Genomic DNA, 13,403 nt, shown 5'->3' with positions numbered 1-13,403 from the left:
GAGATTGTGGCGCGAGATTCCGGGTTCGCGCTAGGCGCGCCCCGGAATGACGGGAAAACGGTCACCGCTGCCATTGCGATTGCGACTGTCCGGAACGCCCGGCCTGATCGACCCTGACCACCACCGTCAGCGTCTCCGCACCCCCGCCATAACGGGTGCCGCGCACGGGGGCCGCACCGAGATAATCGAGCCCGATCGCGACGCGAACATGGGCGTCGGTCGAGCAGAGACAATTGGCGGGATCGAAGCCGACCCAGCCGAGATCCGGCACAAAGGCCTCCGCCCAGGCGTGACCGGCATCCTGGTGAACCGCGCCGTCGGAGCGCAGGAAGTGACCGGAGACGAAGCGCGCCGGCACGCCTGCGCTGCGCGCGCAGGCGATGAAGATATGCGCATAGTCCTGGCAGACGCCGCGCTTGAGCGTGAACGCCTCCGCCGCCGAGGTGCCGCTATGGGTCGGGTCCTCGTCGAACGTCATGTGCTCGCTGACCTGCGACATCAGCGAATGCAGGAAGCCGAGCGTGTCGCTCTCGGCCTCGGCGCGCAGGCTTTTCGCGAACGCCGCCATCGCCGGGTTGACGCCGGTGAGGTCGGTCGCGCGCAGGAACATCCCGGCCGGAAACCGCTCGTCGGTCCCGCGCAGCACGCCGCCGGTGTCATGGGTTTCGATCAGGCCCTCGGCGATGATCTTGATGTCGCTGACCGGTCCGCAGGACAGCACATGCGTGACGTTGCCGAACGCGTCCTCGTGCATGTCGAGCTTGGTGTCGGTCGAAACGTCGATCTGCCATTCCGCCACATATTGCCCGTCATGGCTGCCGGGCGTCATGCGCAGGATCTGGATCACGCTGGTGGCCGCCGGCTCGTAGCGATAGGTCGTGGTGTGCTGGATTCGCAGGCGCATGGTGGACCGGTTGTTTCTTGCATCGTCATTCCGGGGCGATGCGAAGCATCGAACCCGGAATCTCGAGATTCCGGGTTCGCCCTGCGGGCGCCCCGGAATGACAGGGTGTCAGATCAAATACTGCTTCGTGATGATTTCGCCCAGCCTGGAATTGTCGGCGATGAATTCCTGAATGAATTCATGCACGCCATGCTGGAAAATGTCGTTCATGTTGGAGTGTTCCAGCCGGTTGCGGATGCCGCGGGCGTGGCGCTGGGCCGGGCCCTGGCGGCCATAGGCGACGCCGATCTGGTCGAGATTGCGCACGAGATTGTCGTAGCAGCTCGCCAGCGAGCGCGGCAGCGTGCCGTTGAGGATGAGCAGATCCGCGACCAGCCACGGTTTCAGCGTCTCGCGATAGACCCAGTGATAGGCTGTCAGCGCCGACACCGAACGCAGGATCGAGCTCCACTGATAGAAGTCGAGCGGACCGCCGACGTGCTCCTCTTCCGGCAGCAGCACGTGATACTTCACGTCGAGGATGCGTGCGGTGTTGTCGGCGCGCTCCAGATGCAGGCCGAGGCGCGAGAACCAGTAGGCGTCGTTGCGCAGCATGGTCCGGTAGGCCGAGCCGTCGAAGCGCAGCGAGGTCTCCTGCACGAAGCGCAAGAACTTCGCCAGGTCCTCGCGCGTCGAGGTGCCCTTGCTCCAGACCTCCTGCAACTCGATCCAGGCCGAGTTGATGGTGTCCCACATCTCGCTGGTCAGCGCGGTGCGCACCGAACGCGAGTTCAGCCGCGCCGCCTCGATGCAGTTCCTGATCGAGGACGGATTGCTTTGCGAGAAGGAGAGGTAGTCGACGACATTGTTCTCGTTGGCTTCCTCGTACTGCTGATAGAAGCTCGCGGCGACGCCGGCGGTAAGCAGCGCCGAGTCCCATTCGTTGGTCTTGCCGATATAGGCGGCGGGCAGGGCTGTGACACGCAGGGTCGCATCGATGGTGCGCGCAAGATATTCCGCGCGTTCGACGTAGCGGGCGAGCCAGTAGAGGTTTTCGGCGGTACGCGACAGCATCTCTCTACTCGTCCAAAATCCAGGTGTCTTTGGTGCCGCCGCCCTGGCTCGAATTCACCACGAGCGAGCCTTCCTTCAGCGCAACACGGGTCAGTCCGCCCGGCACGATGGTCGTGCGCTTGCTGCCCGTGAGCACGAAGGGGCGAAGATCGACATGGCGCGGGGCAAGGCCCGCAGCCGTGCAGGTCGGGCAGGTCGAGAGCGCCAGCGTCGGCTGGGCGATGAACCCTTCGGGCTCGCGCTTCAGCTTCTCGCGGAAGGCCTCGATCGTCGCCTTGGTCGCGGCGGGTCCGATCAGCATGCCGTAGCCGCCGGAGCCGTGCACTTCCTTCACGACGAGCTCGCCGAGATTGTCGAGCACGTAAGCGAGATCCTTCGGCTCGCGGCAGCGCCAGGTCGGCACGTTCTTCAGGATCGGCTCCTCGCCGAGATAGAATTTCACGATGTCGGGCATGTAGGAGTAGATCGCCTTGTCGTCGGCGATGCCGGTGCCGACTGCGTTGGCGAGCGTGATGTTGCCGGCCGCATAGGCCGACATCAGGCCGGGCACGCCGAGCACGGAATCGGGACGGAAGGTGAGGGGATCGAGGAAATCGTCGTCGACGCGGCGATAGATCACGTCGACCCGTTTCAACCCCTCCGTCGTGCGCATGAACACTTCGTTGTTCTTGACGATGAGGTCGCGGCCCTCGACGAGCTCGATGCCGAGCTTGTCGGCGAGGAAGGAATGCTCGTAATAGGCGGAGTTGTAGACGCCGGGGGTCAGCAGCGCGACCGTCGGCTCGGCCGACGCACTCAGCGGCGCGACGGAGCGAAGCGCCGCGAGCAGCTCGTCCGGATAGCGCTCGACCGGCGCCACCTTGTGGCGGGCGAAGAGATCCGGAAACAGCCGCATCATGATCTCGCGGTTTTCCAGCATGTAGGACACGCCGGATGGCGTACGCGCATTGTCCTCGAGCACGATGAAGTCGTTGGCGTCGACCCGGACGATGTCGATGCCGGCGATGTGGACATAGACGTCGTGCGGCACCTGCTGGCCGTTCATCTCAGGCCGGAACACCGGGTTCTGGAAGATCAGGTCGTCGGGCACGATCTCGGCCCGCAGCACCTCGCGACCGTGATAGATGTCGCGCAGGAACATGTTGAGCGCGCGGACCCGCTGCTTCAGCCCCTTTTCCAGCAGCGCCCATTCCTTGCCGGACATGATGCGCGGGATGACGTCGAACGGGATCAGCCGCTCGGTCGCCTCCGCATCGCCATAGACGGCGAAGGTGATGCCGATGCGGCGGAACAAGAGCTCCGCCTCCTGACGGCGATATTCGAGCGCCTCGGGAGGCGTCTCCTTGAGCCAGCGTGCCAGCTCCTGATAGGCGGGACGGAGGTCCCCCCCGGGAATATTCATTTCATCGAACGCGACTGCCATAGATCCCGACTGTTCTCCCCAGGCGTTGCGCAATTGGTCAGGTCGCATAGGGCTTGGTGAAGACCGCAACGTCCTGTGGCCATGCGGGGAGAGTGCATGACTTATTGGGGTGGTAGCAAGGGCCGGGCCAGCGCGATATGCATGGACTGACGGCATTTGACGGGGATAGTCAGCGGCTTGCCTGAAAAAATGGCTGAGGACTGCTTATTTCGGCAGCAAAACCGCGTGACTTCAACGCGTTACCTCGGCAAAGTCGGCGTCACAGGTGAGGAATGGGTTTATGAGCGAGATCGTCACGGCGGGCATTCTGGTTATCGGGGACGAGATCCTGTCGGGCCGGACCAAGGACAAGAATATCGGTTTCATCGCCGAATACCTGACCAATATCGGCATCGACCTGAAGGAAGTCCGGGTCGTCTCCGACGACGAGGACGACATCATCGCCGCCTTGAATGCACTGCGGCAACGCTACACCTACGTCTTCACGACAGGCGGCATCGGGCCGACCCATGACGACATCACCGCCGACAGCGTGGCCAAGGCCTTCGGCGTCGGCATCGACCACCACCCGGAAGTGGTCGCGCGTTTCCGCGAGCGCTGGAGCGGGCAGGACCTCAACGAGGCGCGGCTGCGCATGGCCCGTATCCCCGACGGCGCCGAATTGATCCAGAGCGCGACCATCCTCGCCCCTGGTTTCAAGATCGGCAATGTCATCGTGATGGCGGGCGTGCCGTCGATCATGCAGGCGATGATGGATATTGTTTCGCCCAAGCTGAAGTCCGGCGTTCGCATGCTCTCCGAGTCGGTCCGCGCCAACGCGCGCGAGGGCGACATAGGCAGCCCCTTGCGGACCATTGCCGCCGCCCATCCCGACACCATCATCGGCAGCTACCCCTTCATGGACGAGGAGTCGAAGCCCAACACCAATCTGGTGGTGCGTTCGCGCGATCCGGAGAAGCTCGCCGCCGCCATGGCCGCCGTGAAGGAAATGCTGGCGGGATTGAACATTAGCCGCTAGCACCAAGCTGCCGGACGATCAGTGGCAGGAGACAAGGATGAACGGTGAATTGAGTGCGCAGGAGCGGGCGGGCAAGGCCTTTCCGGTCTCGTGGGACCAGTTCCACCGCGATTGCCGTGCGCTGACTTGGCGGCTCAACGAGGTCGGCCCGTTCCACGCCGTCATCGCAATCACCCGCGGCGGCCTGGTGCCTGCGGCGATCGTGGCGCGCGAGTTAGGGGTGCGCATCATCGATACCGTCTGCATCGCCAGCTACGACCACGACAAGCAGGGCGATTTGCAGGTCCTGAAAGGCATTTCCGACGCAGCGATGAAGCTCGGCGGCGGCACCGGCAAGGGACTGTTGATCGTCGACGACCTCGTCGACACCGGCAAGACCGGCAAGCTGGTGCGCGAGATGCTGCCCGATGCGCATTTCGCCACCGTCTACGCCAAGCCGAAGGGCCGTCCGCTGGTCGACACCTTCATCACCGAGGTGTCGCAGGACACCTGGATATTCTTCCCCTGGGACACCGCGCTGTCCTACCACCCGCCGCTCCGCGACGGCGCGGGTTAGTTTTTTCTTCGCCTCTCCCCGCGTGCGGGGAGAGGCCGCGCCGAAGGCGCGGGTGAGGGGGAGCTTCCGCGCGTCCAACTCTCACCGACCTTGTGGAGGCTCCCCCTCATCCCGACCTTCTCCCCGCGAGCGGGGAGAAGGAGAAGAGCCGCACATGCCCCTCCAAAACCGCGTCACCCCCACCGGCGACATCATTGCGACAACGCATCGCGGGCTCTTCACCGGCAATCGCGGCATCATCCACGATCCCGCGACCAAGACACTGTTGACCAAGCGCTGGTCGACACCGGCCTGGATCACCTGCCTCTGCGAGTTCCGCGGCTGGCGCCGTCCGGTGATGGCGCGGCGGAGCTGGACCGAGCTGTTCTTCCTCGACGAAGCGACTGCCTTTGCGGCGGGACATCGGCCCTGCTTCTTCTGCCGCCGCGACGACGCAAAACGCTTTCGCGCCGCGTGGGAGAAGGGCAATGGCGTGAACGGCATCAGCGCGAAGGCGATGGATGCGGTGTTGCATGGGGAACGTCTCGACCGCGGCCAGAAGCGTCTGCACGCGCTGCCGATGCCATCAGCCGAACTGCCCGATGGCGCGATGGTGCAGCAGGGTGAAGAGAGCTTTCTGATCGTGCGGGGCAGGGCGCTGCTGTGGTCGCCGGCGGGCTACGGCGATGCGCGTATCTTGGGGAAGGCGATGCTGCTGACGCCGCCCTCATCGCTTCGCGCGTTCATTGCCGGTTATCGGCCGCTGCTGCATCCGACGGCCTCAGGCTAGCGCAGCGGCCGGCCCTGCTCGTCCACAAGCATCCGCGCATCGCGCAGTGCCCATTCGCGGATCACCTGGCGGCAGCGCGCAAGCTCCGCCTCGCTTTCCGCGTTCGCGTCCTTCGATGCGCGTTCCACCATCGCCTTGCAGTTGAGCAGCACGGAGCGGTCCTCCGCGCGGGCCGGCAGAACGAATGCCGCCAGCACGAGAACGATGGCGGCAAGGCGCAACACAGCCGCCATCACTTGAGCTTCTCGCGCGCCAAGGCCGCGCCGGCGCCGAGCGCCATCAGTTTTGCTTCCGCGATGTCCCGCCGCATCGGCGCCATGCCGCAATTGGTTGTTGCGATGATGTTGCTCTTGGGCACGAATTTTGCGACGTCCTCGATCACCTTGACGACGTCCTCGGCGGTCTCGACCGCGTCGCTCGCAACGTCGATCACGCCGGCCTGGACGATCTTGTTCTTGAGTAGCGCAAGCAAATCGAGCGGCACCTTGGAATTGCGACATTCGATCGCGACCTGCTGGATCGGGCTGGCGTCGATCGCAGGAAAGATCTGCTCGTACTGCCGCCACTGTGCGCCGAGCGTTTCCTTCCAATCGGTGTTGGCCTTGATGCCGTAGCCGTAGCAGATGTGCACGGCGGTGGCGCAGGTCAGCCCCTCGGCCGCGCGCTCCAGTGCCTTGATGCCCCAGTCGTTGACCTCGTCCATATAGACGTTGAAGGCGGGCTCGTCGAACTGGATGAGATCGACGCCGTCGGCCTGCAACGCCTTGGCTTCCGCGTTCAATAGCTCGGCAAACGCAAAGGCCATCTTGACGCGGTCGCCATAGTAGCGGTCGGCGATGGTGTCGATGATGGTCATCGGGCCTGGCAGGGTGAATTTCAGCTTCCGTGCGGTGTGCGTCCGGGCAACGCGCGCCTCGAAGGCATGGACGCGTTCCTTGAGTTGCAGGGGCGCAACGACCTGCGGCACCATCGCCTTGTAACGGTCCTTGCGGATTCCCATCTCGACCTTGTGGGCGAAATCGATGCCCTCGATCTTCTCCAGAAAACCGTGCACGAAATGCTGCCGCGCCTGCTCGCCCTCGGTGACGATGTCGATGCCGGCGTCGTCCTGGATTTTGAGCCAGATCAGCGTCGCGTCACGCTTGGCGCGCAAGAGCTCCTCGCCCTTCGACTTCCAGGGCGCCCAGAGCATGTTGGGCTCGGCGAGCCATTCCGGCTTCGGCAGGGAGCCGGCAATCGTGGTTGGAAACAGCATGGCGGCCTCCCGCATCGGTTCTCGTTGCGCACCTTCCTGCCATGTCTTAACGTCGAGGTACAGAACAACAAAAGTCGCCCTTAACCCGCGACGCCAACGGGAAGGCTAAGACAAAAACCATGATCGATCTCTACTACGCGCCGACGCCGAACGGCTGGAAGATCTCGATCATGCTGGAGGAACTCGGGCTCCCCTATACGGTCATTCCCGTCAACATTCGCACCGGCGAACAGTTTCGTCCCGAATTTTTGGGCGTCTCCCCGAACAACCGGATTCCGGCGATCGTCGATCACGACCCGGCCGATGGCGGCGGGCCGTTTTCGGCGTTCGAGACCGGCGCCATTTTGATCTATCTCGCCGAAAAAACAGGCCGCTTCCTGTCCACAGATATGCGCGGCCGCTCGCGCACCATCCAATGGGTGATGTGGCAGATGGCTGGCCTCGGTCCCATGCTCGGCCAGCACGGCCATTTCGCGCTCTATGCTGCCGAGAAAATCCCGTACGCGATCGAGCGCTATCGCGACGAGGCGGCGCGGCTCTATGGTGTGCTCGACCGGCAGCTCGAAAAGACCGGTGCCTATGTCGCGGGCGACGACTATTCTATCGCCGACATCGCCTGCTTCCCCTGGACCATGACCCACAAGGCGCAGGGCTTTACGCTCGACGACTACCCGAGCGTCAAGCGCTGGTATGCCGCCGTGCGCGCCCGTCCGCAGGTGCAGGCCGGGCTTGCGATCGGAAAATTCGTGAAAGAACCGTTCGACGAGGAATCACGCAAGATCATGTTCGGCCAGAAGGCTAAGGAGCTGTTGGGAAAGAAAGTGAGCTAACAACGCCCGTCATTCCGGGGCGCGACGAAGTCGCGAGCCCGCAATCCATTGAGCCGCAACGCAAGGGGTGAATGGATTCCGGGCCTGCGTGCTGCGCACGCATCCCGGAACGACGAAAGGCAAGAGAAACGCAAGGAAACGTCCATGATCGAATTCTTCTTCGACTGTTCCAGCCCCTGGACCTATCTCGCCTTCCACAACATCCAACCGCTCGCAAGGGAGCTCGGCGTCGAGATCGTCTGGCGGCCGATTCTGGTCGGCGGCATCTTCAATACGGTGAACCCCAGCGTCTACGCCCAGCGCGAGACGCCGGTGCCGCTGAAGGCGCGCTACATGAAGAAGGACCTTCAGGACTGGGCGCGCTCGGCGGGCCTTGCGATCAAGATGCCGCCGACGGTGTTTCCGGTGAACAGCGTGAAGGCAATGCGCGGCTGCATCTGGCTGGGTGCGGAGATGGTGCCGTTCGCCACCGCCGTGTTCGAGACCTATTGGGGCGGCGACAAGGACATCTCGCAGGACGCAGTCCTTGCCGAGGTCTGCAAGAAGGTCGGTATCGACGAGCAAAAATTCTTTGCCGGGATTTCGGAACAGGGGATCAAGGACCAGCTCAAGGCCAACACGGAGGAAGTCATGGCGCGCGGCGGATTCGGGTCGCCCACGATCTTCGTCGACCAGACCGACATGTATTTTGGCAATGACCGGCTGCCGCTGATCCGCGAGGCGATCTTGCGCCGCAAGGCGAGTGCGGCCTGATGGTCCGCGCCGTCGTTTGCCGCGCGCTCGGTGCGCCCGAGACGCTGCAGCTTGAAGAGTTTCGGTCGCGGCCCTTGAAGCCGGGCGAGGTCCGCGTCGCGATCCGCGCCGCCGGGCTCAATTTCCCTGATGTGCTGATGGTGGCGGGCGAGTATCAGCTCAAGCCGGAGCTACCGTTCACGCCGGGCATGGAGGCCGCCGGCGACGTCGCCGAGATCGGCGCGGACGTGAAGGGCGTCGCCGTCGGCGACAGGGTGATCGTCAAGATGCGGCACGGGGCGTTCACCGACGAAGCGGTGGTGGCACCCTCGCAACTCACGCCGATGCCCTCGACCTTCGACTATGCGGAGGCCGCGACGTTTTTGGCCGGGCACGGCACCGCCTATCACGCGCTGATCGACCGCGGCAAGGTCGAGCCGGGCGAGGTGTTGCTGGTGCACGGCGCCGGCGGCGGCGTGGGGCTTGCCGCGGTCGAGCTCGGCAAGATGCTGGGTGCCACCGTGATCGCGACCGCCTCGAGCGACGAGAAGCTCGCGATCGCAAAGGCGCGCGGCGCCGATCATCTCGTGCGCTATGACCAGGAGCCGTTCCGCGATGCCGTCAAGCGCATCACCGACGGCCGCGGCGCCGACGTCGTGTTCGATCCCGTCGGCGGCGAAGTGTTTGAGAACTCGATGCGCTGCATCGCCTGGGGCGCGCGGCTGCTGGTGATCGGCTTCACCGGCGGCATTGGATCCGCGAAAACCAATCTGCTGCTGATCAAGGGCGCGAGCGTGCACGGCGTGCGCGCCGGCGAAGCGGTACGCAGGAATCCGGGGCTCGGTGCGATCAGGCTGAAGGCTTTGCTGCAATGGGCGGAGGAAGGAAAACTCCGTCCCAACGTCTCGCACCGTCTGCCGCTGCAGGACTGCGCCAAGGCGATGCGACTGCTGATCGACCGCAAGGCGATCGGCCGCGTTGCGCTGGTGATGGATTGAGTCGTTTTGCCCTGCCTGTGAGCAGGGCGTGCCCACATTTTGACCATGTGCGATAACGTGTTTCTTTACGAACTTCGCGTATCACGAGTGCGCAATCGCGAATTCGGATAATGTTCAAGAACACGAAGATACTTCACCGCATCGCCCTTGCGGCGTTGCTGCCCCTCGCTACGCTTGCATCGCTGGCAACCTACGAAATCTCGATCAAACTGGCCGTGCGTTCGGCGATGGCCGACATGCAGCCCGCCGTTGAGGGGGTCGGCAAGCTGAGCCGCTTTGTGCATGAGCTCCAGCGCGAGCGTGGCTTATCGTCGGCCTTCCTGAGCAGCAAGGGCACGCAAATGCGCGCCGAGCTTCTGGAGCAGCGCAGGCGAACGGACGCAGAGCGCGCCGCGGCGCGCGGTGTCCTCGCCGATCTCGGTGGTGAACGCGGCGGTCAGCTTGCCACGGCAAGCCAGGCGGCTGCGGAGGCTTTGGGTCGGCTCGACGCACGACGCGACGAGATTGATCGTCAAGCCGTCGCTCCGCAGGCGGCGGTCGGCTATCTGACGGAGGTGGTCGGGCGGCTGATCTCGGTGATCACCGGCATATCCAAATTGACCCAGGACGACGATATTTCGAAATCGGTCGCGGCCTACGCCAATCTGGTCGAAGGCAAGGAGAAGGCCGGCCTGGAACGCGCAACGGTCGCGGGCGGCATTGCGATGGGCCGCTTCGAGCCGCAGGCCTATGTCCGTGCGATCGGTCTCGCCGCGGCGCAGGAAAGTTTCTTCGGCGCCTTTCGTGCAGCCGCATCGCCGGCTGCGAGGGACCTGTTCAATGCGACCTTGTCCGGACCCGCAATCGACAAGTTCGACGACATGCGCAGGATTGTCGAGCAGGGCGGGCTCGCGGGGGATTTCAAGTCGCTCGACGGCAAATCCTGGTTCGAGGCTGCAACGGTTCGGATCGACCTCCTGAAGAGAATCGAGGATGGCCTGACGACGCAGCTTGCTGGCCTGATGTCGGCGAAGAAGGACGAGGCCACGCTTAGCCTCGGCGTCGTGATCGGGCTGGCGCTGCTCGCCCTGCTGGCAAGCTCGATCGCGGTCGTGGGCATGGCGCGCAGCATTACTTCGCCGATCGCGGCGCTTGCCGGAGCGATGACACGCTTGTCGAATGGCGAGCTCAGCCAGCACGTCGGCGCGACGGACCGCGGAGACGAGATTGGTGCAATGGCGCGGGCATTGCAGGTCTTCAAGGAAAACCTGATCCAGACGGCCCAACTCGCGGCCCGAGAGCGCGAATCGATCACCGCGCGCGCTGCCCGCGCGGCGCATATCGGCGAGCTCACCGACCGGTTCAACGACGATATCGGCAGCGTGATCGAGTCGGTCATATCGGCCGGCTCGCAACTCGAGGCGACGGCTTCGCAGATGAAAAGGGCGGCAAGCCAGACCAGCGGCGACGCGGCGAGCGTGGCGGGGGTTACGCAGGCCGCCTCGGTGAACATGCAGACGGTCGCCTCTGCAACCGAGGAGCTTTCCAACTCCGTCGCGGAGATCGGGCGCCAGGTGACGCAGTCGTCGCTGATTGCGCAGAAGGCCGCCGCAGAAGGCCGCCGCACGAACGAGACCGTGCAAGGTCTTTCGGCCGCAGCCGAGAAGATCGGCGATGTGGTCAAGTTGATCAGCGAGATTGCAAGCCAGACAAACCTGCTGGCGCTCAATGCAACGATCGAGGCGGCCAGGGCTGGGGATGCAGGCAGGGGTTTTGCCGTCGTCGCGGCTGAGGTGAAGGGACTGGCCGACCAGACGGCGAAGGCAACCGACGACATTCGTGGTCAGATCGCAGCGATCCAGACGACCTCGGGGGATGCGGTGGCGGCGATCCAGGGAATGACTGCAGTGGTCGACGAGATCAACGAGATCGGTTCGTCGATTGCCGCGGCCGTCGACCAGCAGGGCGCCGCAACGCAGGAGATCGCACGCAACGTTCAGCAGGCTGCGAAGAGCACCGGCGAGATCTCGCAAAGTGTCTCGGGAGTCAAAATCGCTTCAAGCGAGTCCAGTGCGGCCGCGAGCGAGGTGCTGAGCGCCTCGGAAGAATTGTCGCGCCAGTCCGAAAACCTCCGACAGTTCGTCGAGACGTTCATCGGCGGTATCAGGGCCGCGTAGAGGTGAATCGACCATCGCGCAAGAATGAAAGCGTCGCGGAAATCGCCGCGTCGCTTCGTACCAGCCATGGATGGGAGGCGTGCACTACGACGTGATCCGCCATGCCGTCGAGCCGGGTGTTCGCGACCGAGACGCGCCCGTCATGGGGGCGCGGCAGCAAGGCGCCGGTCACAGGATAGATCGAGCGGTCGCCGGCGACGATGCCGACGGGATAGTCGACCGGCGGCAGGAGCGCCATGGTTGCGGCGTCGCGATGCGTGCCGAGTTGCTGTCCTGCCGGGCCGAAGACAGCGCGATAGAGAAATGTATTCTTCAATCGATCGGCGATCTCGCTGCCGCCGTTAGGCGTTCCCAGCATCACGACGCGGCCGAGATTTTGCGGCCGGTGCCTTGCAAGATAGGCGCGCGCCAGCAGGCCTCCCATGGAGTGGCAGACGAAGTGCACGGAGCCATCGAGTGCCTCGGCAAATAATTCAATTGCCGGGTGAATCTCCTCGACAAGCTCCTGGAGCGAATTGCGACGGCTCGCATAGTCGATATTCAACGTGGTGTAGCCGGCGCGCCCGATCGCGATCTCCATCTTGCGAAACGAGCGCGAGGTCCGGCTGATCCCGTGCAGCAGGACGACGCCGTCCTGCGGCGTCGTCCGCGCCACGCTCACTTATATTCGCGCTCCGTCCACCACGGGAAATAGTCGGGCATGTCGTTCGACACCTTGTTCTTGAACTGTGCGGGCCGCTTCTCCAGGAACGAGACGACACCTTCCTTCACGTCCTCGGAGCGGCCACGGGCGTAGATGCCGCGGCTGTCGACCCTGTGGGCTTCCATCGGGTCGTCGGCGCCCATCATGCGCCACATCATCTGGCGGATCAGCGCCACTGACACGGGCGCGGTCTTGGTAGCAAACTCCTTGGCGAGCGCGCGTGCGGTCGGCAAGAGATCATCCGGTGGCACGACCTTGCTGATGAGGCGGCCGGCGAGCGCTTCCTGCGCCGGAAAGACGCGGCCCGAATAGCACCATTCCAGCGCTTGGGAGATGCCGACGATGCGGGGGAGGAACCAGCTCGAGGCGGCCTCGGGCACGATGCCGCGCTGGGAGAACACGAAGCCGAAGCGCGCCGCGTCCGATGCGATGCGGATGTCCATCGCGAGCTGCATGGTGACGCCGATGCCGACAGCGGGGCCGTTCACGGCGGCGATCACGGGCTTGAGGCATTTGAAGATGCGCAGCGTCACCTGGCCGCCACCGTCGCGCACCTGGGGATCGCTGTAGTCGACCGCACCGCTCGCAAGCCGCTTCACCGGCCCGCGCCGCGCGTCGCGGTCAAAGGTGTTGGCTCCGGAGGAGAGGTCGGCGCCCGCGCAGAAGCCGCGGCCGGCGCCTGTCACGATGATGGCGCGGACGTTGTCGTCCTTGTCGGCGGCGTCGAACGCGTCGATCAGCTCGGCTTGCATCTGCGCGTTGAAGGCGTTGAGCTTGTCGGGCCGGTTCAGCGTGATGGTGAGGATCTGATCGGCGGCCTCGTATTTGATGGTCTCATACGCCATGGCGGTTTCCTTCCTTGCTTCTTTGCCTTCATCTCTAGCACGTCATTCCGGGGCGCGCGAAGCGCGAGCCCGGAATCCATAACCACTATCGTGAGTATGGATTCCGGGCTCGCGCCAAGTGGCGCGCCCCGGAATGACAGTGGTGATTAGTGCGCGGGTCC

The 13,403-nt window shown here is 64.2% G+C and carries 14 protein-coding genes; 7 read left to right on the top strand and 7 right to left on the bottom strand.

Going from position 1 to position 13,403, the window contains the following annotated elements; genetic code table 11:
- Positions 1 to 61 precede the first annotated feature (61 nt).
- The 3 genes from JQ632_RS14500 to JQ632_RS14490 form a co-directional block, all read right to left on the bottom strand.
- Entirely contained in the window at positions 62 to 904 is an 843-nt protein-coding gene (locus JQ632_RS14500) for a transglutaminase family protein (RefSeq protein WP_212403029.1), read from the bottom strand.
- Positions 905 to 1,012: 108 nt separating this feature from the next.
- Positions 1,013 to 1,957 (bottom strand): alpha-E domain-containing protein, encoded by a 945-nt coding sequence (locus tag JQ632_RS14495; RefSeq protein WP_212403027.1) that lies wholly within the window; start codon positions 1,955 to 1,957, stop codon positions 1,013 to 1,015.
- A 4-nt stretch (positions 1,958 to 1,961) separates the two neighbouring features.
- Positions 1,962 to 3,380, bottom strand: a complete 1,419-nt coding sequence (locus tag JQ632_RS14490; RefSeq protein ID WP_212403025.1) for a circularly permuted type 2 ATP-grasp protein — start codon at positions 3,378 to 3,380, stop codon at positions 1,962 to 1,964.
- Positions 3,381 to 3,660: 280 nt separating this feature from the next.
- On the opposite strand from JQ632_RS14490, the gene JQ632_RS14485 reads away from it, so the two are divergent.
- The 3 genes from JQ632_RS14485 (at position 3,661) to JQ632_RS14475 (ending at position 5,723) form a co-directional block, all read left to right on the top strand.
- Positions 3,661 to 4,398, top strand: a complete 738-nt coding sequence (locus JQ632_RS14485) for a molybdopterin-binding protein (RefSeq protein WP_212403023.1) — start codon at positions 3,661 to 3,663, stop codon at positions 4,396 to 4,398.
- A 37-nt stretch (positions 4,399 to 4,435) separates the two neighbouring features.
- The gene (gpt, locus tag JQ632_RS14480; protein ID WP_212403021.1) at positions 4,436 to 4,954 is read left to right on the top strand and encodes a xanthine phosphoribosyltransferase; all 519 of its coding nucleotides are present in this window, start codon (positions 4,436 to 4,438) and stop codon (positions 4,952 to 4,954) included.
- A gap of 154 nt (positions 4,955 to 5,108) precedes the next feature.
- A complete protein-coding gene (locus tag JQ632_RS14475; protein WP_212403019.1) occupies positions 5,109 to 5,723 on the top strand; it encodes a hypothetical protein in 615 nt (204 codons plus the stop codon).
- Here JQ632_RS14475 and JQ632_RS14470 read toward each other — a convergent pair.
- The gene (locus tag JQ632_RS14470; RefSeq protein WP_212403017.1) at positions 5,720 to 5,956 is read right to left on the bottom strand and encodes a hypothetical protein; all 237 of its coding nucleotides are present in this window, start codon (positions 5,954 to 5,956) and stop codon (positions 5,720 to 5,722) included. The genes JQ632_RS14475 and JQ632_RS14470 overlap by 4 nt on opposite strands.
- Positions 5,956 to 6,978 carry a methionine synthase gene (locus tag JQ632_RS14465; RefSeq protein ID WP_212403015.1) on the bottom strand — a complete coding sequence of 341 codons (1,023 nt, stop codon included), beginning with the start codon at positions 6,976 to 6,978 and terminating at the stop codon, positions 5,956 to 5,958. The genes JQ632_RS14470 and JQ632_RS14465 overlap by 1 nt, the downstream gene beginning before the upstream one ends.
- A 119-nt stretch (positions 6,979 to 7,097) precedes the next feature.
- Between JQ632_RS14465 and JQ632_RS14460 the strand changes: the two genes are divergently transcribed.
- The 4 genes from JQ632_RS14460 to JQ632_RS14445 all read left to right on the top strand — a co-directional run bounded on the left by JQ632_RS14460 (position 7,098) and on the right by JQ632_RS14445 (position 11,694).
- The gene (locus tag JQ632_RS14460; protein WP_212403013.1) at positions 7,098 to 7,808 is read left to right on the top strand and encodes a glutathione binding-like protein; all 711 of its coding nucleotides are present in this window, start codon (positions 7,098 to 7,100) and stop codon (positions 7,806 to 7,808) included.
- 144 nt (positions 7,809 to 7,952) lie between these two features.
- The gene (locus JQ632_RS14455; RefSeq protein ID WP_212403012.1) at positions 7,953 to 8,561 is read left to right on the top strand and encodes a 2-hydroxychromene-2-carboxylate isomerase; all 609 of its coding nucleotides are present in this window, start codon (positions 7,953 to 7,955) and stop codon (positions 8,559 to 8,561) included.
- Positions 8,561 to 9,538, top strand: a complete 978-nt coding sequence (locus JQ632_RS14450; RefSeq protein WP_212403010.1) for an NADPH:quinone oxidoreductase family protein — start codon at positions 8,561 to 8,563, stop codon at positions 9,536 to 9,538. The genes JQ632_RS14455 and JQ632_RS14450 overlap by 1 nt, the downstream gene beginning before the upstream one ends.
- Positions 9,539 to 9,648: 110 nt before the next feature.
- Positions 9,649 to 11,694, top strand: a complete 2,046-nt coding sequence (locus JQ632_RS14445; RefSeq protein WP_212403008.1) for a methyl-accepting chemotaxis protein — start codon at positions 9,649 to 9,651, stop codon at positions 11,692 to 11,694.
- On the opposite strand, the gene JQ632_RS14440 is transcribed toward JQ632_RS14445, so the two are convergent.
- Complete coding sequence (locus tag JQ632_RS14440) at positions 11,681 to 12,355, bottom strand: triacylglycerol lipase (RefSeq protein ID WP_212403006.1); 675 nt, start codon at positions 12,353 to 12,355, stop codon at positions 11,681 to 11,683. The genes JQ632_RS14445 and JQ632_RS14440 overlap by 14 nt on opposite strands.
- Positions 12,352 to 13,242, bottom strand: coding sequence for a crotonase/enoyl-CoA hydratase family protein (locus JQ632_RS14435; RefSeq protein ID WP_212403005.1), 891 nt, complete (start codon positions 13,240 to 13,242; stop codon positions 12,352 to 12,354). The genes JQ632_RS14440 and JQ632_RS14435 overlap by 4 nt, the downstream gene beginning before the upstream one ends.
- Positions 13,243 to 13,403: the final 161 nt, after the last annotated feature.

Origin of the sequence: Bradyrhizobium liaoningense, from assembly GCF_018130955.1 — a bacterium.
Lineage (GTDB): Bacteria > Pseudomonadota > Alphaproteobacteria > Rhizobiales > Xanthobacteraceae > Bradyrhizobium > Bradyrhizobium liaoningense_C.
The sequence above is the reverse complement of the archived record's forward strand: the minus strand, read 5'-3'. Positions and strand labels throughout refer to the sequence as shown.

Coding starts and splice junctions, on each gene's coding strand:
- JQ632_RS14470 (WP_212403017.1), bottom strand. CDS start 5,956: ATGGCGGCTGTGTTGCGCCTTGCCGCCATCGTTCTCGTGCTGGCGGCA.
- JQ632_RS14460 (WP_212403013.1), top strand. CDS start 7,098: ATGATCGATCTCTACTACGCGCCGACGCCGAACGGCTGGAAGATCTCG.
- JQ632_RS14500 (WP_212403029.1), bottom strand. CDS start 904: ATGCGCCTGCGAATCCAGCACACCACGACCTATCGCTACGAGCCGGCG.
- JQ632_RS14495 (WP_212403027.1), bottom strand. CDS start 1,957: ATGCTGTCGCGTACCGCCGAAAACCTCTACTGGCTCGCCCGCTACGTC.
- JQ632_RS14435 (WP_212403005.1), bottom strand. CDS start 13,242: ATGGCGTATGAGACCATCAAATACGAGGCCGCCGATCAGATCCTCACC.
- JQ632_RS14485 (WP_212403023.1), top strand. CDS start 3,661: ATGAGCGAGATCGTCACGGCGGGCATTCTGGTTATCGGGGACGAGATC.
- JQ632_RS14450 (WP_212403010.1), top strand. CDS start 8,561: ATGGTCCGCGCCGTCGTTTGCCGCGCGCTCGGTGCGCCCGAGACGCTG.
- JQ632_RS14445 (WP_212403008.1), top strand. CDS start 9,649: ATGTTCAAGAACACGAAGATACTTCACCGCATCGCCCTTGCGGCGTTG.
- JQ632_RS14455 (WP_212403012.1), top strand. CDS start 7,953: ATGATCGAATTCTTCTTCGACTGTTCCAGCCCCTGGACCTATCTCGCC.
- JQ632_RS14475 (WP_212403019.1), top strand. CDS start 5,109: ATGCCCCTCCAAAACCGCGTCACCCCCACCGGCGACATCATTGCGACA.
- JQ632_RS14465 (WP_212403015.1), bottom strand. CDS start 6,978: ATGCTGTTTCCAACCACGATTGCCGGCTCCCTGCCGAAGCCGGAATGG.
- gpt (WP_212403021.1), top strand. CDS start 4,436: ATGAACGGTGAATTGAGTGCGCAGGAGCGGGCGGGCAAGGCCTTTCCG.
- JQ632_RS14490 (WP_212403025.1), bottom strand. CDS start 3,380: ATGGCAGTCGCGTTCGATGAAATGAATATTCCCGGGGGGGACCTCCGT.